This window comes from Novosphingobium sp. (assembly GCF_965214355.1).
Lineage (GTDB): Bacteria > Pseudomonadota > Alphaproteobacteria > Sphingomonadales > Sphingomonadaceae > Novosphingobium.
Map to the genome: position 1 here is coordinate 233,813 of NZ_CBDCBI010000002.1, position 20,472 is coordinate 254,284.

At 64.0% G+C, this 20,472-nt stretch carries 14 protein-coding genes; 7 read left to right on the forward strand and 7 right to left on the reverse strand.

What is annotated here, in order from left to right; translation table 11 throughout:
* The first annotated feature begins 40 nt into the window (after positions 1–40).
* Complete coding sequence (locus ACOOE2_RS01665) at positions 41–547, forward strand: GNAT family N-acetyltransferase (protein WP_420381290.1); 507 nt, start codon at positions 41–43, stop codon at positions 545–547.
* Between the two features lie 60 nt (positions 548–607).
* On the opposite strand, the gene ACOOE2_RS01670 is transcribed toward ACOOE2_RS01665, so the two are convergent.
* The 5 genes from ACOOE2_RS01670 to ACOOE2_RS01690 form a co-directional block, all read right to left on the reverse strand.
* Entirely contained in the window at positions 608–2,560 is a 1,953-nt protein-coding gene (locus ACOOE2_RS01670; protein ID WP_420381291.1) for an FAD-dependent oxidoreductase, read from the reverse strand.
* 3 nt (positions 2,561–2,563) lie between these two features.
* A complete protein-coding gene (locus ACOOE2_RS01675; RefSeq protein ID WP_420381292.1) occupies positions 2,564–3,316 on the reverse strand; it encodes a dienelactone hydrolase family protein in 753 nt (250 codons plus the stop codon).
* Between the two features lie 41 nt (positions 3,317–3,357).
* Positions 3,358–5,265: a CocE/NonD family hydrolase gene (locus ACOOE2_RS01680; RefSeq protein WP_420381293.1), complete on the reverse strand. Its 1,908-nt coding sequence runs from the start codon at positions 5,263–5,265 to the stop codon at positions 3,358–3,360.
* A gap of 103 nt (positions 5,266–5,368) precedes the next feature.
* The gene (locus ACOOE2_RS01685; protein ID WP_420381294.1) at positions 5,369–5,752 is read right to left on the reverse strand and encodes a hypothetical protein; all 384 of its coding nucleotides are present in this window, start codon (positions 5,750–5,752) and stop codon (positions 5,369–5,371) included.
* 93 nt (positions 5,753–5,845) lie between these two features.
* Positions 5,846–6,838: a PQQ-binding-like beta-propeller repeat protein gene (locus ACOOE2_RS01690; protein ID WP_420381295.1), complete on the reverse strand. Its 993-nt coding sequence runs from the start codon at positions 6,836–6,838 to the stop codon at positions 5,846–5,848.
* Between the two features lie 261 nt (positions 6,839–7,099).
* On the opposite strand from ACOOE2_RS01690, the gene ACOOE2_RS01695 reads away from it, so the two are divergent.
* Positions 7,100–9,649 (forward strand): TonB-dependent receptor, encoded by a 2,550-nt coding sequence (locus tag ACOOE2_RS01695; protein WP_420381296.1) that lies wholly within the window; start codon positions 7,100–7,102, stop codon positions 9,647–9,649.
* A 71-nt stretch (positions 9,650–9,720) separates the two neighbouring features.
* Here ACOOE2_RS01695 and ACOOE2_RS01700 read toward each other — a convergent pair whose 3' ends face one another.
* Both ACOOE2_RS01700 and ACOOE2_RS01705 read right to left on the reverse strand, forming a co-directional pair.
* Complete coding sequence (locus ACOOE2_RS01700) at positions 9,721–11,310, reverse strand: tetratricopeptide repeat-containing sulfotransferase family protein (protein ID WP_420381297.1); 1,590 nt, start codon at positions 11,308–11,310, stop codon at positions 9,721–9,723.
* A gap of 8 nt (positions 11,311–11,318) precedes the next feature.
* Positions 11,319–12,743, reverse strand: coding sequence for a helix-turn-helix domain-containing protein (locus ACOOE2_RS01705; RefSeq protein WP_420381298.1), 1,425 nt, complete (start codon positions 12,741–12,743; stop codon positions 11,319–11,321).
* 118 nt (positions 12,744–12,861) lie between these two features.
* Between ACOOE2_RS01705 and ACOOE2_RS01710 the strand changes: the two genes are divergently transcribed.
* From ACOOE2_RS01710 to ACOOE2_RS01730, 5 genes are all read left to right on the forward strand, one after another.
* Entirely contained in the window at positions 12,862–14,388 is a 1,527-nt protein-coding gene (locus ACOOE2_RS01710) for an acyl-CoA carboxylase subunit beta (protein ID WP_420381299.1), read from the forward strand.
* Between the two features lie 183 nt (positions 14,389–14,571).
* On the forward strand, positions 14,572–15,021 hold the full coding sequence (mce, locus tag ACOOE2_RS01715) for a methylmalonyl-CoA epimerase (protein WP_420381300.1): 450 nt from the start codon (positions 14,572–14,574) through the stop codon (positions 15,019–15,021).
* A 176-nt stretch (positions 15,022–15,197) separates the two neighbouring features.
* A complete protein-coding gene (gene scpA / locus ACOOE2_RS01720) occupies positions 15,198–17,336 on the forward strand; it encodes a methylmalonyl-CoA mutase (protein WP_420381301.1) in 2,139 nt (712 codons plus the stop codon).
* A 160-nt stretch (positions 17,337–17,496) separates the two neighbouring features.
* Complete coding sequence (locus ACOOE2_RS01725; protein ID WP_420381302.1) at positions 17,497–19,518, forward strand: biotin carboxylase N-terminal domain-containing protein; 2,022 nt, start codon at positions 17,497–17,499, stop codon at positions 19,516–19,518.
* 206 nt (positions 19,519–19,724) lie between these two features.
* A complete protein-coding gene (locus ACOOE2_RS01730) occupies positions 19,725–20,471 on the forward strand; it encodes an electron transfer flavoprotein subunit beta/FixA family protein (protein ID WP_420381303.1) in 747 nt (248 codons plus the stop codon).
* Position 20,472 lies beyond the last annotated feature (1 nt).

Sequence of the window (20,472 nt, forward strand, 5' to 3'; positions counted from 1 at the left end):
GGCCGGGGGCAACTCCGGCCCTTTTGTCTGGAAAGTTTGCATGACAGACACGATCACCATACGCCCCGCCACCCTCGATGACACCGCCGCCATCGTGGCACTCAACGCGGCGGTCGTCGCCGTTACCAGCCCGATGGATGCCGCAGGGTTCAGGTCACTGCTGACCCTCAGCGTATTGTGCGATGTTGCGCAGCGCCATGGTGAAGTGCTGGGTTTCGTTTTGGCGCTGCAGGACGGTGCAGCCTATGCCAACGGCAATTTCCAGTGGTTTGCGGACCGACTCACCCGGTTCATCTATATCGACCGGATCGTGATCGGCGGCCAGGCGCGGGGCCTGGGTCTTGGCACCATGCTGTACGACCACGCGACCGATCAGGCGCTACGCCGGGGCAGCCTGACGATGGCGGCAGAAATGGACCTCGTTCCCGCTAATCCCGGATCGCTTGCTTTTCACCGAAAGCGCGGGTTTGTCGAACTTGGCACGCGCACGCTCGACAGTGGCAAGATCGTGTCCATGCAGATCAAGGGTTTGCAGACACCGGATTGACGGTCGCGCCGCCCCGCTGGCCCTCGATCAAGCCCGCCATGACGACCGACAGGTGGGGTGCTAAACCGCGACGCCGACTTTCAACCCTTCGAACACCGCCTCTTCGGCGGTGCGCGGAGTCAGCGCGTCACCGATGACATGTGTTTCGATCGCGGTTTCGGCCAATTCGTCTTCCAGCGTGGTCACGCGTTCATGACCCAGATTGGTGATCAGAGTGTCCACGTCTTCAAACACCATCGCCGCGCCGCTGGTCGCATGCTGGCAATAGACGGTCCGTTCGTCCACGCCGTACAGCCGCGCATAAGCGATCACCTCGACACCGAGGTCATGCAGCACGCCGGCCCAGTGATCGCGGACATACTGGTGAATGCGCTGCCCGGGCATATAGCCATCGACAACCAGCCGCACGCGGCAGCCGTCACGCGCCAGCTTTTCGGCCAGGCCCATGCCGATCCAGTCGAGGCTCCAGTCCGCAATCAGCACCGATGCGCCGACGTTGACTTCGTTGCGCAGGACCTGCCACGGGTTGACGACATGACCGGTCTCGGCGCCTTCGACATGGCCTGCGCGCGGGCGCGCGCCGGTGGCGATCACCACCGCGTCGGCCGCAATCTCGTCGATCAAGGCGCGTGTGACCGGCTGGTTCAGCCGCACGTCGACGCCCGCCAGCGTCATTTCGCGCGCCAGATTGGTCACGATCCCGCCGAATTCGGCGCGGCCGGGCAATGTCTGCGCCAGCAGCGCCTGGCCGCCCAGTTGACGCCCGGCTTCGCACAGGATGACCTCATGGCCGCGCGCTGCGGCAATCGCCGCGGCCTTCATGCCCGCCGGCCCGCCGCCTGCAACCAGTACGCGGCGCGGGCGCTCGGCGGGCACCAAGGCGCCATAGGTCAGCTCGCGCCCGGTTTCCGGGTGCTGGATGCACGAGATCGGATAGCCCATGTGGAAATGGCCGATGCACGCCTGGTTGCACGCAATGCAGGCGCGGATGTCGTCGAGTCGCCCGTCGCGGGCCTTTGCCGGCATGTCAGGGTCGCAGATCATCGCGCGGGTCATGCCGACCATATCGGCAGCGCCGCTGGCCAGGATGCGCTCGGCGTCCTGCGGCTGGTTGATGCGGCCGGCGACGAACACCGGCGTGGTCACGCGGGCGCGGATCGCAGCGGACAGCGGCGCGGTATGGCCGGGCGCGACCATCATCGGCGGGGCGATGTTGATCGCGCTGCCGATACCGGCGGACGTGCCCGCGGTGATGTTGTAGTAATCGAAGCGCCCGTCGAACGCGACCAGCGCGGCCATGACGTCGTCGGCGTCCAAGCCCTCTTCGTCTTTTTCGTCGCCGCTGATGCGCATACCCACGATGAAATCGGGGCCGGTTGCCGCGCGGATCGCGGTGATCACGTCGTCGATGAAGCGGCGCCGCGCCAGATCATCACCGCCATAGCGATCCTGACGCAGGTTGACGCGCGGGTTCAGGAATTGCGCGGGCAGATAGCCATGGCTCGCCACAAGCTCGACGCCATCGAGCCCGGCGCGTTCGAGCCGGCGCGCGGCGGCGGCATAGCCGGCGATGATCTCGTCGATCATCCGCAACGACAGCGGGCGCGGGGTGACATGGAACCGTTCGTTGGGCACCGCCGAGGGCGCATAGGCCACGGGCAGCGTGCCGTCCTGGCTCTCCATGATTTCGCGGCCAGGATGAAACAGCTGGCCAAACAGCGCGCAGCCGTGCGCGTGCACTGCGTCTGCCACGCGGGCATAGCCCGGAATGCATTCGTCGGTCGTCGCCATCAGCAGGTGCGAGGTATAGCGCGCGGTTTCGTGTACGCCTGCAACCTGCATCACGATCAATCCGGCGCCGCCCGCCGCGCGGGCCCGGTGATACGCGACCAACGCATCATTGGGCACAAACGCGGTGGGCAGCGTCGTATCGTGCCCTGTCGACAAGATCCGGTTGCGGATCTGGAGATTGCGGATCGTGATCGGCGAAAACAGCGTCGGCAGGGTTGTCATAAATCAGTGCAGATTGCGCGCGAACAGCGCCAGCATCTCGCTCCATCCGCGTTCGGCGGCGGCCTCGTCATAGACCGGGAAATCGGGCTTCATCCAGCCGTGCGCCGCGCCCTGGTAGATCTCGGCCTTGAACGTCACGCCCGCCCCGGTCAGCGCCGCGACCAGGCGATCGGCCATTTCGGGCGGATAGCTGGCATCGTTGTCCGCGCCCGCGATCAGCAGCTCGGCCTTGATCTGGGGCGCAAGCAGATGCGGGCTGTCGGGCTCATCGGTGGCAAGCCGGCCGCCATGGAAACTGGCCGCCGCGACCACGCGATCGGGATACGTCCCGGCCGCGGTGATCGCCATGCCACCGCCCATGCAGAACCCGACCGTGCCGACTGCGGTGCCTTTGACATCGGGATTGGTGCCCAACCATGCAAGAAATGCCGCGGTGTCCTGCGCGGATCTGGCATTGCCGGTGGTCGCCATCAGCGGGCCGACCGCTTCGCGGAAACCGGTCTTGAACACTTCGGCCGGCACGAACGGCGGATACGGGCCGTAGCGGTAGAACATGTCGGGCAACAGCACGAGATAGCCGGCATTGGCCAGCCGCTGCGCCATCTCGACCAGCGTCGGGCGAATGCCGAGGCCATCCATATAGTAGATGACCGCGGGCCAGGGCCCCGTCGCATGCGGCCCATCGGCATCGGGCGTCAGCACATGGACCGGGCACAGGCCATCGGCAGCGGGAATCTGGATCAGGTGGTCAGGCATGGGGGATGCTTTCCGTATCGGGGTATGGTCCTGACGGGGAATCAGGGCGCCACGGGCAATATCACCGCGCTCGGCGTTGCGCCACCATACCCGATGCGCATCGTCGCCGCGTGATAGTCGCCTGGTTTCGCCAGGAAGATATTGGGCACGAAGCTCTGCGGATTGCGGTCGTAAAGCGGAAACAGGCTCGATTGCACCTGCACCGCAATGTGATGCCCGGGCAGCACGACATGGTCGATGCTGGGCAACGCAAAGCGGAAGCGGTTGAACATGCCGGGCTTCAGAGGCTCGGGATGGGCAAAGCTTTTCAGATAGCGCCCGCGAAAGATCTCGATGCCGATCGGCAATTCGTATCCGGCCATCGGACCGCGCGCGCCGGGGCCATCCTCGGGCGCGTCATCGGGATGGACATCGATCAGCTTGACCACGACATCGGCGTCGGTGCCGGTCGTGGCCATATACATGTCGACCATGGGCGCGCCCATCAGATGCAGCGGACGATCGAGCGGCTTGCCCGAAAACGTCACGACATCGGGCCGCCCGGTGACGAACCGCTGATCGTGCACCAGCCAGGTCGTCCATTGCGCGCGATCGCCCAGATGGACCGGGCGGGGCACGAACGGCACCGGGTTTGCCGGGTCCGATGTCCACGACACCGCGCCGGACTTTGCGGGCGCGGCAAATCCGGCGCTCTGGTCTGGGCCCAGGTACAGCGGCGTCGCGCTGCCCATCGGCCAGCGCGGCGATTGCTCCCATCTGTCGATCCCGCTGGCATATGTGATCGCGGCGGGCGCATGCGGATCGGGCGCGCCTTTCAGGTAATGATCGAAAAACGGCTTCATCCAGTCGCGCCGCCATTGCGCGGCGGTATCGCCCGCAAAGGTCAGCGCGCCCAGGTCATAGCCATAATGATTGGCCCCCGAATGCCGCCACGGCCCGATCACCAGCGTCAATTGCGCACGGCCCGGCTGATCCTTCAGCGCGGCGTAGACCGCCGGCGCGCCGTAATTGTCCTCCTGGTCCCATTCGCCCAGTTCCAGCATCGTGGGCACGGTCAGCTTGCGCGCGGCCATAAGTTTATCGACCGCCTGGCCCGACCAGAATTCGGAATAGGCGGGATTTTCGATCAGCTTGCGCACGAACGGCACCTGATCGACCCCGTATTTGCGCGCATAGGCGCCCGCCGACCCCGCCGCGAGATAGTTGGCATAATCGTCGCCATTGCCATGCGGCATCACGGCGCCGGCATCGGCCTTGCCCGTGCTCATTTCCAGCGCATAATCGAGCCCGCTGACGCGAAACGCGCCGTTGTGGAACCAGTCGTCGCCCATCCAGCCATCGACCATCGGGCTTTCGGCCACGGCGGCTTTCAGCGCGGGATGCGGGTTGATCTCGGCCATCAGCGTGGTGAACCCCAGATACGACGAGCCGAGAATCCCGACGTTGCCGTTCGATTCGGGCACGTTTTTCACCAGCCAGTCGATCGTGTCATAGGCGTCGGTCGATTCGTCGATGCCGGTGGGATTGAGCGGGCCCGCCAGCGGCCGGTTCATCACGAACTGCCCCTCGGACCGGTGGATGCCGCGAATATCCTGATAGACGCGGATATACCCGTCCTCGACAAACGGCGCATCCACCGCCGGCACCAGATCGACCAACCGCAGGCTGCGCCCGCGCGCAACATCGCCATGCGCGTCATAGGGTGAGCGCCACAGCAGGATCGGGGCTTTGGCGACGCCCTTTTTCATCACGATGACGGTGTACAGCTTGGTGCCGTCGCGCATCGGCACCATCACATCGCGGCGCACGTAATCGGCATCGGGCAGCACCGCGTCGTATTTCTCGACGATATCCGGAGTCATGGCGGTGACAGGCGCAGGATCGGCGCAGGCAAAGGCCGGCAGCAGCGCGATACCAAGCGAAACGGCGACAAGCGGATGTTTGTTCATCCGCCGAGTATCGAACAATCGGCGCGCCACCTCAAGAGGGCGAAACAGCGAAGGCGCGCCTCATGACAAGACGCGCCTTCAAACTGTGATCTGTCGTCAGCGATCAGTGATGATCGCCGCCGCCATGGCCGCCGCCGTGGCCGCCAAAGCCGTGGCCACCACCGCCCGAAAAGTGCGGCATGTTCATGCCGCGGCCGGGGGTCATCGACCCGTGCATGGCGTGGAAGTTGCCGTTGCCGTTGGGCGTTTCGCGCGAAAAATGCGCGTTGTCGCCGCGGATGTAACGGCGGTCGCCCGCGCCGCGGCGGTAATAGAACCCGCCGTCGTCGCCCCAGTACCCGTCGTAGACATCGCCATAATAGCCGTCGTAATACCCGTCATAGGCGTAGGGTGTGCTGGCATAGCCAGGGCCAGGGCCGTCCACGCAGGCGGCGAGCGGCAATGTGGTGGCTGCCAGCAACAGGGCCGTCAAAACGTGTTTTGTCATCGGTGCTTCCTCTCCCGCACAATGCGGATCGTCACTGATACAAATGCCGCCGCACGGGTTTGGTTCCCCCCGCCGGGTATGGCCGGGGCCGCGTCAGGTCCCGTGTTTCGCCGCTGTTGGATCGATGCGGATCAGGGTGCCGTTGATCAGATCGGTCAGCCAGATCGATCCGTGGCCATAGCGCAACGAGTCTCCGCCGGTGCCGACCCATTGCGTCAGGGGGCGGTTCGATTGCGGATCGATGACAGTCAGCGGCAGGCCGATCGCGGTTACCAGCACCACGCCATCGCCCCAGGCAATGTCGCCGCCATCACCGGGCAGGCCCAGCGCGATTGTCGCGGTAACGGTGTGCGTGCGCGCATCGATGCGCGTCACGGTGCCGTCGCCCTGGTTCATCGTCCAGATCGCGCCGCCGCCTGCCGCCAGGAAACGCGGGTGCGGGCCGGTCGGGGTCGTGCCCAGAATGGCGCCGGTGCGCGCATCGACTGCGGTCACGAGATCGTGTTCGGTGCTGCTTATCCACACCGTGTCGCCATCGACCACCGGCACCTGTGACCCGGTCGCGATCGCAATGTGGCGGATCGGCGCATTCGTTGCCGGATCGACCGCGATCAGCGTCTTGCCATCGACAACGAACCAGACCGCGTCCTGGCCCGCAGCGATCCCGCCCTCCGCCGGCGGGCCCATCGGCAGCTTGGCAAGCACGCGGCCCGTTGCGCTGTCGATCCGCAGCACCGAATAGGCTTTGTGCGCGCAAACCGGCACCCACAGGCTGCCAAAGCCGATGGCCAGCCCGGCGCAGGCGTCGCCGGGCAAAGGCACAGTCAGCGTGTCGGTCTGCGTTGCAGGATCGATGCGGTGGACGCCATCGGGTTTCTTGCCCGCAACCCACACCGCATCCGGCGCAATGGCGACCCAGTCGGCAACTTTTGCGATGGGAAACGTGGCCAGGCGCGGCAGTGCCGCCATCGGCTGCTGAATATCCGGCAGCCCCGGTTTGGCGACCGGTGCGGCGTGGGCAAGCGCGGCGTGGGCGAGTGCGATGCAGCAGCCCCACGAAACGAGAAATGCCAATGTGCGCTTCATCGCTTCAGCCCCCTGATCCAGAAGCGGCCAGCGTATTTGGAGTTCTTGCGCGGGTCAATCGGCATCAGCCATAGACCAAAATTATGCCAATCATCGAAAATTGCCATCTAGCGTGATGGGTAAAGAGCCGGACATACCCTTGCATAATCCGCACTCCCGCAAGGGGGGTTGGCACGCAGAGGCCACGCGCCGGGCTGACGCAGCCGGGTGATCGCGCGGGAAATACCGCTTGGGAAGGAAGACATCGCGACCGGGGGTTTCATGAAAAGCCGAACTGCATTCCGTCTGGCGCTGCTGTGCGCGACTGTCCCTGCCGGGCTGGGTCCGATTGCCGTCCGCGCTGCCACGCCCGATGGCGCGCAAGCGCCGGCACCTGCATCTGCTGCATCCGACGATCAATCGATCGTTGTCACGGCGACGCGACGATCGACGTCTTTGCAGGATGTGCCGATCAACATCAGCGCGGTATCGGCAAAGGCCCTGCAGGATCAACATATCGACGATGTCCGCGACCTGGGTGCGGTGACGCCCGGCCTGACGATCAAGGACACCGGCCCGAGTGCGAACGGCACGATCATCATGCGCGGTCTGTCTGCCGACGACACACAGTCGTCGGGCAACAATTACGACAATGCGCTGGCGATTTATCTCGGCGAAACGCCGATCTATGCCGATTTCAAGTTCATGGACATCGCCCGCGTCGAAACGCTGCTGGGGCCGCAAGGGACGCTTTACGGCGAAGGCACTTTGGCTGGCGCAATCCGCTATCTGCCCAACAGACCCAATCCCGACAAGTGGGAAGGCAATGCCGATATGCGCATATTCGGTGAGAGCCACGCGCATGAAATGGGCGCTCAAGTCAATTTTACGGTCAATATCCCGCTTATCGCGGGCAAAGTCGCACTTCGGTCGTCGGTCGGGTATTGGGATAACCCGGGCTTCATCGATTATGTCGGGCTGGTCAACCAGCCAGGCATCTCCAATCCGCAGCCCGGTGGCCTCATCGGCGATTACACCCAGCAACCGTCTTCCTTAAGCCAGAGCCCCACTGTCATCGGGGTCAACCCGGCGACCGGGGCGGCGCCTGCAGGTTGGGGCACCAACAACGCCACCGCGGCGCAGAATGCCGCCAACGTACACACTGATCGAGGTGTGAATTTCGAAGACACATTCTCGATGCGGCATACGCTTGGGCTTTTTCCGGTCGATGGCTTGCGCGCGTATCTGACATGGGCGCATCAGATCACAGACACCAACGGTGACCAGATCAACAGCGGGGGCGTGCTCGGTACCGGGCGTTATCAAGCATCGAAGCGGTACCTTGAACCGACCCATCGTACGTCCGATCTCTATGCGATCGAAGTGGAAGGCGATCTCGGCCATTTTGCCGAGCTGGTGTCCGATACCGCATGGACCAAGCAGAAATACGCACATCAGGGCGATAACACAGACCTGCTGCTCGATCTCAATTACGGTTACGAGCAGTTTCCAAATTTTACGAGCTACAACGAGCAGCAGTCCAGCCGCACCCAGTTCAACGAGGAATTGCGACTGGTATCAAAGCATGGCGGCCCGTTCAGCTGGACGCTGGGCGGCTTTTACAACAAGATGAATTACGCCAGCAATTATCACGAAGTCGTTCCCGGATTTCCAGCCTGGGCCGAGGCAAACAGCACCTATTTTCAGGAAAATCAGTACAATCGGCCAGACGAATGGGAATATGCGTCTTATGTACGCAGTTCGAACGACGAAAAGGCGGTTTACGGCGAAGCGACGTTCAATTTAACATCGAAATTTCAGGTAACCGCCGGCGGCCGGTATTTTCATTACAAGGCGTTCGTCGATGGCGGTTCGACGCTGCCGCTCTATTCCCCCTACCCTGAAGTGAATTATGCCGGCAGCACGGGCAGTACGTCGAAAAGCGGCGCGGTGTGGAAAGCCAACACCTCCTATAAAATCAGCAGTGCACTTTTGGCATATTTCACATTTTCAAAAGGGTATCGCCTTGGTGGGGTAAACGATGTGGCGCCCTGTCCGACCGACATCGCGGCGCGCAAGGCGGCAAACCCGTCGCTCCAGTTCCTGTGCGCACTTCCCAATGAGCAGTCCTTCGGGCCGGATACGACATACAACAAGGAAATCGGGGTGCGGTATTCGCTGTTCGGCGGGAAATTGCACGGGTCACTTGCTGCGTATACGATTAATTGGGATGGTATCCAGTTGGGCAGCGTCACCGAAAATGGTGCGATCGGCATTACCGTCAATGGCGGGAAAGCCGTATCCAAGGGTGTCGAACTGACATTCGTCGCCAGGCCCACGTCCGCTCTGACGATCAGTGGCAACTATGCGTACAACGACGCCCATCTCACCCAGGATGTTCCGGGATTGATCCACTATGGCAATGGCGGCTACATTAAAATAGCGGCCGCAGCCGGCGATCGCCTGCCCGGCTCCGCCAAGAATTCCGGCAACCTTGATGTCGATTACAGTGTCCCGGTCGGTATCAATATTCTCAGCTTCAATATGTCGGCCACCTACAACGGGGACGTCTACACGCGGCCAGGCAACCAGGGGTTTGGTCAGGTCCTACCCGCATATGTAACCAGTCGCGCTTCGATCGGATATAAATTCACCGATCAGGGGTTCATCATGAAGGTGTACGCCGACAACCTGTTCGACAAATACGCCATCACCGGGGTCAGCAACAATCTGAGTAGCCGCATCATCGATAGCGGTTTCGCCTCGCGCTATTATACGCAAAGCGTGGCAACGCCGCGCCGGGCGGGTATCGAATTGAGCAAGGTGTTCTGATCGCAAAGTCAAGGCGGTAACGGAATCCAAGGGCGTTGGCCCTTGGCCGCCGGAAGCATGTCGAGCCGGCATTAAACGGGCTCATTCCCCAAGCCGATCCCCTGGTCGCGCAAATACGCCATCGCCGGCGCCAGATGTTCCGCATACCCCTTCCACCGATCCACCGAATCGCGGTTGATCGGGCGGCGCACCTGTTGCGCGCTGGGCGTGGCGACAGCGCCGCGGGCGGTGTGAAATTCCAGGCAGGCCGGGTCCCAGTCCAGCCCGCAATGCGCCAGCAACGCGCGGGTCTGCCCTTCCTGATCGGCCAGCAGCGCTTCGTAACCGAGCTCCATCACCTGGCCCGGAAACCGGTCGCGCCAGAATGCCATCATGCCGTCGAACAGCGCATAATAGCGCGCGGTGTCGAGCAGGTCGTAGCTGAAGCCGTAATACGGTGAATTGAGCGCAAACAGATGCTTGAAATTGCTCCATACGCTGTCGAGCGGATGGCGGCGCAGGCACACGATCCGCGCATCGGGAAACGCGCGGGCGATAAAGCCGATATACAGGAAATTGAGGGGAAATTTGTCGAGCAGGCGCGCGCCGCCCGGCGCGCCCGCCTGCGCCTGTGCACAATCCAGCCAGGCCTGCGCCACATCGCGCGGGGTCAGGCCGGCGGCGCCGGCGATGGTCTGCGCATCCAGCACCAGGCGCGACGGGCTTTGCGACAGGCGTTTTACCGCCAGCGGCATCGCCTGCAATTCACCCAGCGAACGAACCCGCGGATGCGCCGCCAGAATGCGTTCGACCAGCGTCGTGCCGGTGCGCGGCAGGCCGACGACAAAGATCGGTGCGGCGCCGGGCAGGCCCGGCCCGGTGAAATAGCCGGGCCGTTCAAATGCCGTGCGCAACGCCCGGACCAATGCCGCATCGGTTTGCGGGTCGTACCCGATGCGGGCCTTGTGCGCGCGGTTGGCCACGTCCAGATGCGCAAAGGCAGCATCGTTTGCGCCCAGGTCCTCATGCGCGTTGGCCGCAGCGTAGTGCAGCCGGACGAACGCGGCATGGTCGCGCGCGCGCGGGATCGCCGCCTCGATCCGGGGGATGTGGTTGCGCGCGGGGGTCTGCCGGGACAGGCCGGCCAGGCCGTAATGCGCCTGGCCATTGCCCGGGTCGCGCGTGATCATCGCCTCGTATTGCGCGCCGGCCTGCTCCGCCTGTCCGAAAAAGCCCAGGCTGCTGGCATAGTTGAAGCGGAATGACAGAGTGTCGGGGCGCGCCGCCACCGCGCGTTCGAACAGCGGCAGCGCCGCGCCATGGTCGCCCAGCCGTGCCAGCACGCAACCGATCGTATCGAGCACCAGCGGGTCTTCGGAACCAAGCGCGACGGCGCGGGTCGCGGCCACGCGTGCTTCGGCATCGCGTTGCAGCAGGATCAGCAGGCGCGCATCTTGCGCCCGATATTCGGCGTTGTCGGGGTCAAGCGCGGTCGCGCGCTGCACGCGCCCCAGTGCGTGCGCGACGTGCCCGGTTTCGGCGAGCGCCATGGCCATGATGAAATAGGGTTCGGCGCTGTGCGGATCGGCGCGGCCCGCCGCCTCGGCCATGCGCGCGGCGCGGGCAAAGTCGCCCTGCGCCAGCGCGCGACGGGCATCGTTCAGTGCATTGTCCGCAGTCATGCGCTGGGTTACCCCACAATCCGGTACGGCACCAGATCGCGCCGCATCGGATCGACCTCGATCGCCTTGTCGCTGGGGGGAAACGCCCGCTGGTCGCATGTCGTGCGCGGGCAGGTGCGGCATGATGTGCCGATCTGCGCGACGGCATCGTCGGATGCCAGGTTCAGCCCGTCGGCATAGATGAATTCAGCGGCATGCGTCGCCTCGCACCCCAGCGCGACGGCATACCGACGCGGCGGGCGGTAATAGCTCGATGATGGCTTCACCAGGCCCTTGGCGACCGAGACATAGCGGATGCCGTCGGGCATCTGCGCCAGCTGCACATGGATGCGATCGGGGATGGCGACCGCCTCGTGCACGATCCACAGCGGGCATGCGCCGCCAAAGCGGCCGAATTGCAGGCGCGTGGCCGAATGGCGCTTGGTGATGTTGCCCGCCATGTCGACGCGGCAGAAAAACACCGGGATGCCGCGCGCACGCGGGCGCTGCAGCGTCGACAGGCGGTGGCAGCACTGTTCGAAACTGGTGTGGAATAGCAGCCGCAACCGGTCGATATCGTGGCGCAATTCGCGCGCGGCGGTGCGAAACCGCTCATACGGCATCAGCAACGCGCCCGCCGCGTAATTGCCAAGCCCGATCGTCAGCAAATGCCGCGCCGCCGCGCTGTGCAACGGGGTCGCCGCGACGATGTCGGCAATCGGGCCCGACAGCGCCAGCGCCGCCACTTGGTAGGCCAGCTGAAACCGCCCGCTTTCGATCGGCTGGTTCGAATCGAGCTCGACATGGTTGCGCAACGGGTCGAACCGCCGCATCGGGCCGCCGCTGTTCCACGCGATGCTGACCCCGTTGTGGCGCAGCCACGCCTGCATCGATTGCACGCGCGGCGACAGGTCATCGCCCGCGATCTGCGCCGCCAGCGCCTCGGCCGCGCGATCGAGCGGATCGACATAGTTGTTGGCGTGGTGAAACCAGTCGCGCACTTCTTCCCAGGGCAGGCGCCCGCCCCCACCCGCTCCATCCCCACCCATGCTGGTGCCGATGGTTTCGTCCAGCATGTCGAGCCGCACCCGCGTTTGCGCATGGAGCGCGTGCAGGGCGATGAATTTCTCCGCAAATCCGGGAAACTGCCGCGCCAGCCGCTCGATCGTTTCGCCCGGCACGTCGCCCGGCAATTGCGGATCGGCAAGGGCATCGTGCAGCGCGCGGACCAGCGCATCGCCGTCCGCGGGCGCCAGGTCTGCCCAGTCGAACGGAAACGCCGTGCGCAAGGCATCGGTCAGCGCCGGGGTCAGGTGGCGCTCGTCGTTTTCCAGCTGCGACAGGTATGACGCGCTGATCCCCAGCGTGCCGGCCATCTCGGCCTGGCGCATGCCGCGACGCTGGCGCAATGCGCGCAAGGGCTTTCCGGCAAACAGGCGTTGGCGCGTGGTCATGGAAATATCCCGAATATTTGCAAAGTACAGCTTTGCAACTTCGCAGATTAACATTGGACAGTCCGACGGCAAAGCGGCTAGCGACACGCAATCGTATTTTCGCGTAAAAGGCAGCCGCATGTCCGCAAACATCGCCGAAATGGAAAAACGCCGGGATGCCGCGCATCTGGGTGGCGGCCAGCGCCGCATCGATGCGCAACATGCCAAGGGCAAGCTGACCGCGCGCGAACGCGTGTCGATCCTGCTCGACGAAGACAGCTTCGAAGAAACCGACGCTTACGTCGAACACAACTGCGTCGATTTCGGCATGCCCGACACGGTTATCCCCGGCGACGGCGTGGTCACCGGCTCGGGCACGATCAACGGCCGGCTGGTCTATGTGTTTTCGCAGGATTTCACGGTGTTTGGCGGCGCCGTGTCCGAACGCCACGCGATGAAGATCTGCAAGATCATGGACACCGCGATGAAAGTCGGCGCGCCGGTGATCGGCATAAACGATTCGGGCGGCGCACGCATCCAGGAGGGCGTGGCCAGCCTTGGCGGCTATGCCGAGATCTTCCAGCGCAATGTGCTCGCCTCGGGCGTGGTGCCGCAACTGTCGCTGATCATGGGTCCGTGCGCGGGCGGGGCGGTCTATTCGCCGGCGATGACCGACTTCATCTTCATGGTGAAGGATAGCAGCTACATGTTCGTCACCGGGCCCGACGTGGTCAAAACCGTGACCAACGAGATCGTAACGCAGGAGGAACTGGGCGGTGCGATCACGCATACGACCAAAACTTCGGTGGCGGACCTGGCGTGCGAAAACGATATCGACGCGCTGCTCGCGGTGCGCGAATTCTTCGACTTCCTGCCGCTGACCAACCAGACCGGCGTGCCGGTACGCCCGAGCAGCGATCCGTGGGACCGGCTGGACGAAAGCCTGGATACGGTGATTCCGGCGTCGGCGTCGTCGCCGTACGACATGCTCGAAGTCATTCGCAAAGTGGTCGACGAGGGTGATTTTTTCCAGATCCAGCCGAAACACGCCGCGAACGTGATATGCGGGTTTGGCCGGATCGAGGGGCGCACCGTGGGCGTCGTCGCCAATCAGCCGCTGGTGCTGGCCGGCGTGCTCGATATCAATTCGTCGAAGAAAGCCGCACGGTTCGTGCGGTTCTGCGACGCGTTCGAGATTCCGATCGTGACGTTCGTCGATGTGCCCGGGTTCCTGCCCGGTACCGCGCAAGAGCATAACGGCATTATCAAGCACGGCGCCAAGCTGCTGTTTGCCTACGCCGAAGCGACCGTGCCGAAGATCACCGTGATCACGCGCAAGGCCTATGGCGGGGCGTATGACGTGATGGCGTCGAAGCATCTGCGCGGCGATTTGAACTACGCCTGGCCGACCGCCGAAATCGCGGTGATGGGCGCCAAGGGCGCGGTCGAGATCATCTTCCGCGGGCTGGACGCGGCGGGCATCGCGCAGAAGACGAAGGAATACGAGGACCGCTTTGCCAATCCGTTCGTGGCGGCGTCGAAGGGTTTCATCGACGAGGTGATCCACCCGCATTCGACGCGCCGCCGCATCGCGCTGGGCCTGCGCAAATTGCGACACAAGGCGCTCGAGAATCCGTGGAAGAAGCATGACAACATTCCGCTGTGAAGGCGCGGGCGCTCTTGCTTCCACGCCCTCGCTCACTCCCACGCCCGCTCATGCTGAGCCTGTCGAAGCACACGCGCGACAGTCGAACCTGATGCGGGTCCGGGCGCCAAGCCCACGGTCGGCGCGTGTCCTTCGACAGGCTCAGGATGAGCGGATGTTGTGTGTGACTGAGGGATTTTCCGCATGAAATTGGGACGCCTGAACCATGTCGGCGTGGCGGTGCCTTCGATGCAGGATGCCATCGCCTATTACCGCGATGTGATGGGCGCGACCCTGATCACCGCGCCGTTCGACTTGCCCGAACAGGGCGTGAAAGTCGCGTTCGTCAGCACCCCGCACGACAGCGGCGCCCTGGGCACGGACGGCGGCACGCAGATCGAGCTGATCGAACCACTGGGCGAAACCAGCCCGATCGCGAGCTTCATCGCGAAGAACCCCGCCGGCGGACAGCATCATCTGTGCTACGAAGTCGACGATATCGCAGCGGCGCGCGAATGGTTCACTGCGCAGGGCAAGCGCATTCTTGGCCCCACCCGTACGGGCGCGCACGGCACGCCGATCTTTTTCCTGCACCCCAAGGACATGCTGGGGCAGCTCACCGAAATCATGGAAGTGCCGAAAGATGCGCACTGATTTCTGTCCTCTCCCCACAGACCTTGTCATTCCCGCGAACGCGGGAATCCAGCTCGGACCGTGCGGCGACGTGCCACGTCACCGCGAGTGTGGGGCCTGGATTCCCGCGTTCGCGGGAATGACGATGGAGGGGTTAGGCGCGTCCCCCACGCACAACGTTGATCGAGGAACTGTCCATGGCCACGTATGACGACTGGCAGAAACTGGCCGCCAGGGAGGTCAAGGGCAAGGACCTGACGTGGCACACGCCGGAAGGGATCGCGGTCAAGCCGCTGTATACCGCCGACGACGTGACCATCGATCCCGGCCTGCCCGGGTTCGCGCCATTCACGCGCGGCGTGCGCGCCAGTATGTATGCCGGGCGGCCCTGGACGATCCGGCAATACGCCGGCTTTTCGACCGCCGAAGCGTCGAACGCGTTCTATCGCCGCAACCTCGCCGCCGGGCAGAAGGGTCTGTCGGTCGCATTCGATCTGGCGACGCATCGCGGCTATGACAGCGATCATCCGCGCGTCACCGGCGATGTCGGCAAGGCGGGCGTGGCGATCGACAGTGTCGAGGACATGAAGATCCTGTTCGACGGGATTCCGCTCGACCAGATGTCGGTGTCGATGACCATGAACGGCGCGGTCATCCCGATCCTGGCGTTCTTTATCGTCGCGGGCGAGGAACAAGGCGTCGATCGCAAATTGCTCGACGGGACCATCCAGAACGACATCCTCAAGGAGTTCATGGTCCGCAACACCTATATCTATCCGCCCGAGCCGAGCATGCGGATCATCTCGGACATCTTTGGCTATACCAGCCGCGAAATGCCCAAGTTCAATTCGATCTCGATTTCCGGCTATCACATGCAGGAAGCCGGCGCGACGCAAGTCCAGGAGCTGGCCTTCACGATCGCCGACGGCATGGAATATGTGAAATACGGCGTCGCCTCGGGGCTGGATATCGACAAGTTCGCCGGGCGCCTGTCGTTCTTTTTTGCGATCGGCATGAATTTCTTCATGGAAGTGGCCAAGCTGCGCGCCGCGCGCGTGCTGTGGCACCGGGTCATGACCAATCTGGGCGCGGGCGACGAGCGGTCGAAAATGCTGCGCACGCATTGCCAGACCTCGGGCGTGTCGCTGCAGGAACAGGACCCGTACAACAACGTCGTGCGTACCACGGTCGAGGCGATGGCCGCGATGCTGGGCGGCACGCAGTCGCTGCACACCAATGCGCTCGACGAAGCGATCGCGCTGCCCACCGAATTTTCGGCGCGCATCGCGCGCAACACGCAGATCGTGATCCAGGAAGAGACGGGCATGTGCAATGTGGTCGATCCGCTGGGCGGGTCGTATTACATCGAGGCGCTGACGCAGCAGCTGGTCGACCAGGCGTGGACGATCATCGAACGCGTCGAGGGCGAGGGCGGCATGGCCAAGGCGGTCGCCGCCGGCTGGCCCAAGGCCATGATCGAGGAAGCCGCTGCCGGGCGCCAGGCACGCGTCGATCGCGGCGAGGACGTGATCGTGGGCGTGAACAAGTACCGCCTGCCCAGCGAAGACAAGATCGACACGCTCGACATCGACAACCACGCGGTGCGCGAAGGGCAGATCGCCCGGCTGAAATGGGTGCGCGACACCCGTGACGAGGCGAAGTGCCGGGCTGCACTGGCTGCGCTGACCGAGGGCGCGCGAGGGCAGGGCAATCTACTGGAACTGGCGGTCGAGGCGGCGCGGCATCGTGCCACGCTGGGCGAAATTTCCGACGCGATGGAAGCGGTGTTCGGCCGTCACGGCACCTGGCCGACCCCGGTCAAGGGCGTGTACGGCGCGGCGTATGAAGGCGATAGCCGGTACCAACAGGTCGTCGACGGCGTGGTCGCAGTCGCGCGGCGGATCGGGCATACCCCGCGCGTGCTGGTCGCCAAGATGGGCCAGGATGGCCACGATCGCGGCGCCAATGTGATTGCGTCGGCGTTTGCGGACATGGGGTTCGACGTGGTCAGCGGGCCGCTGTTCCAGACCCCGCCCGAAACGGTGGCGCTGGCGCTGGAACACGATGTCGACGCGATCGGCGCCTCGTCGCTCGCCGCCGGGCACAAGACGCTGATCCCCGAACTGATCGGCCTGCTGCGCGATGCCGGGCGCAGCGATATCAAGGTTGTCGCTGGCGGGGTGATTCCGGCGTCGGATTACGAATTCCTGCGCGAAGCCGGGGTGCAGGGTATTTACGGCCCCGGGTCGAACGTGGTCGAATGCGCCGCCGACATGCTGCGCCTGCTGGGGCACAATATGCCTCCGGCGGGTGAAGCGCTCGAGGCGGCGGAGTGAATTTGCCGCTCTCGCACGACCTGATCTTTCGTCGCCCCGGGCTTGACCCGGGGTCCCGCTGCCTTCTGCGACTTCGCCAAAAAGCGGGACCCCGGGTCAAGCCCGGGGCGACGGTCAAGGCGGGAATTTCTCCTTGCTCAATCGCAAAGTGAACACATAAATGTTCAAGAAAATCCTCATTGCCAACCGGGGCGAAATTGCCTGCCGCGTGATCAAGACGGCGCGCCGCATGGGCATCGCGACGGTCGCGGTGTATTCCGATGCCGATGCGCGCGCGCCGTTCGTGCGCATGGCGGATGAGGCGGTGCACATCGGCCCCGCGCCCGCCGCGCAGTCGTACCTGATCGCGGACAAGATCATCGCTGCGTGCAAACAGACCGGCGCCGATGCGGTGCACCCGGGCTATGGCTTCCTGTCCGAACGCACCAGCTTTGCCCAGGCGCTGGCCGACGAAGGCATCGCTTTTGTGGGCCCGCCGGTGGGCGCGATCGCGGCCATGGGCGACAAGATCGAATCGAAAAAACTGGCCAAGGCCGCCAATGTCAACGTCGTGCCCGGCTTTGTGGGTGAGATCGAGGACACCGAGCATGCGGTGCGGATTGCGACCGAAATCGGCTATCCGGTGATGATGAAGGCCTCGGCCGGCGGCGGCGGCAAAGGCATGCGCCTGGCGCATAGCGAAAAGGACGTGCGCGAGGGGTTCGAGGCGACCAAGCGCGAGGGGCTCAATTCGTTCGGCGATGACCGCGTGTTTATCGAGAAATTCATCCTCAACCCGCGCCATATCGAAATCCAGATCCTGGGCGATCAGCACGGCAACATTTTGTACCTGAACGAGCGCGAATGCTCGATCCAGCGCCGCCACCAGAAAGTGGTAGAGGAAGCGCCTTCGCCATTCGTCAGCCCGGCGATGCGCAAGGCGATGGGCGAACAGTGCGTCGCGCTGTCGCGCGCGGTCGGCTATTATTCCGCGGGCACGGTCGAACTGATCGTGTCGGGCGCGGACCCGACGGGCGAAAGCTTTTATTTCCTCGAAATGAACACCCGGTTGCAGGTCGAACATCCGGTGACCGAGGCGATCACCGGGATCGACCTGGTCGAACAGATGATCCGCGTTGCCGCGGGCGAGAAACTGGCGTTTACGCAAGACGATATCGGCATCGACGGCTGGGCGATCGAAAACCGCGTCTATGCCGAAGATCCGTATCGCGGGTTCCTGCCCTCGACCGGGCGGCTGGTGCATTATTCGCCGCCGGTGCCGGGCTGGACCGACGATGGCGCGGCGAACGGCCGGCGCGGGATCGACGGCATCCGCGTTGATGACGGCGTCTATGAAGGCGGCGAAGTGTCGATGTTCTATGACCCGATGATTGCCAAGCTGGTGACCTGGGGCGCGACGCGCGACGAGGCCGCCGACAAGCAGGTCGCCGCGCTCGATGCCTTCGACATCGAGGGGCTGGGCCACAATATCGATTTTGTCAGCGCGATCATGCAGCATCCGCGGTTTCGCGCGGGCGAACTGACCACCGGGTTTATTGCCGAGGAATACCCCGACGGGTTCCACGGCGCGCCGGCCAGCCCCGAACTGCAGCGCAGCCTGGCTGCGATCGCCGGCTTTCTGGCCAGCGCGCGCGCCGATCGCGCGCGCCGGGTCGACGGGCAACTGGGCGATCGGCTCGATCCGCCGGGCGAATGGTCGGTGACCGTCGACAAGACCGCCTATGCGGTCGTGGTTGCGGCCGATGGCGTGACGGTTGATGGCGCCGAGCTCGAACTTGATCTGGAATACACCCCCGGCGACCGGATGGTGCATGCCGAGATCGATGGCGACATGCTCAGTATGAAAGTCGAGCCGCTGCGCACCGGGTTCCGCCTGACCACGCGCGGCGCGATCCATGCGATCGACGTGCTGCCGCAGCGGGTGGCGCATCTGACGTCGCACATGATCGAAAAGATTGCGCCCGACCTGTCGCGGTTCCTGATCTGCCCGATGCCCGGGCTGCTGGTCGCGCTGCACGTTGCGGCAGGCGATACGGTCGAGGCGGGGCAGCCGTTGGCGGTGGTCGAGGCGATGAAGATGGAAAACATTTTGCGCGCGGAAAAATCGGGCACGGTCAAAGTGGTCAACGCCGCCGCAGGCGACAGCCTGGCGGTGGACGCGATCATCCTGGAAATGGCATAACCTTCAAAAAAAGCCCCTCCCCTTCAGGGGAGGGGTTGGGGTGGGGCCTCTCCCCACTCGCCAACGCTCGTGTGACCATGCGAACGTGGGTAGCAGACGAGAGGCCCCACCCCCGGCCCCTCCCCTGAAGGGGAGGGGGGGAGGCATTGACGTTAACGTAAACGCGAATTAGAATGCCCTTGATTCTACAAAGGAAACCCAATCCGATGAAAGCGCTGGTGACGGTAAAGCGTGTGATCGATTACAACGTGAAGCCGCGCGTGAAAGCGGACGGCACGGGTGTCGATCTTGCGAACGTAAAGATGAGCATGAACCCGTTCGACGAGATCGCGGTGGAAGAAGCGCTGCGCCTGCGCGAAAAGGGCGTGGTGACCGAAGTGCTGGTGGTGTCGGTGGGCCCTGCAAAAGCGCAGGAAACGCTGCGCACGGCGCTGGCGATGGGCGCGGACCGGGCCATTCTGGTCTCGACCGAGGACCAGGTCGAGCCATTGGCCGTCGCCAAGATCATCAAGGCGATCGCGGACGAGGAAGCGCCCGGGTTGATCATCACCGGCAAGCAGGCGATCGACGACGACAGCAACCAGACGGGGCAGATGATTGCCGCGCTGCTGGGCCGCGGGCAGGGCACCTTTGCCAATGAAATCAGCGTCGAAGGCGACAGCGTCGTCGTGAAGCGCGAAGTCGACGGCGGGCTGGAAACGGTCAAGCTGGCGCTGCCGGCGGTGATCACGGCGGACTTGCGGCTGAACGAACCGCGTTATGCCTCGCTGCCCAATATCATGAAGGCGAAATCGAAGCCGCTGGCGACCAAGACGCCCGCCGATTACGGCGTGGACACGACGCCGCGCCTGAAGACGCTGAAAGTCGGCGAACCGCCGGTGCGCCAGGCGGGGATCAAGGTCGCCGATGTCGACGCGCTGGTTGCCAAGCTTAAAGAAATGGGAGTTGCCTGAG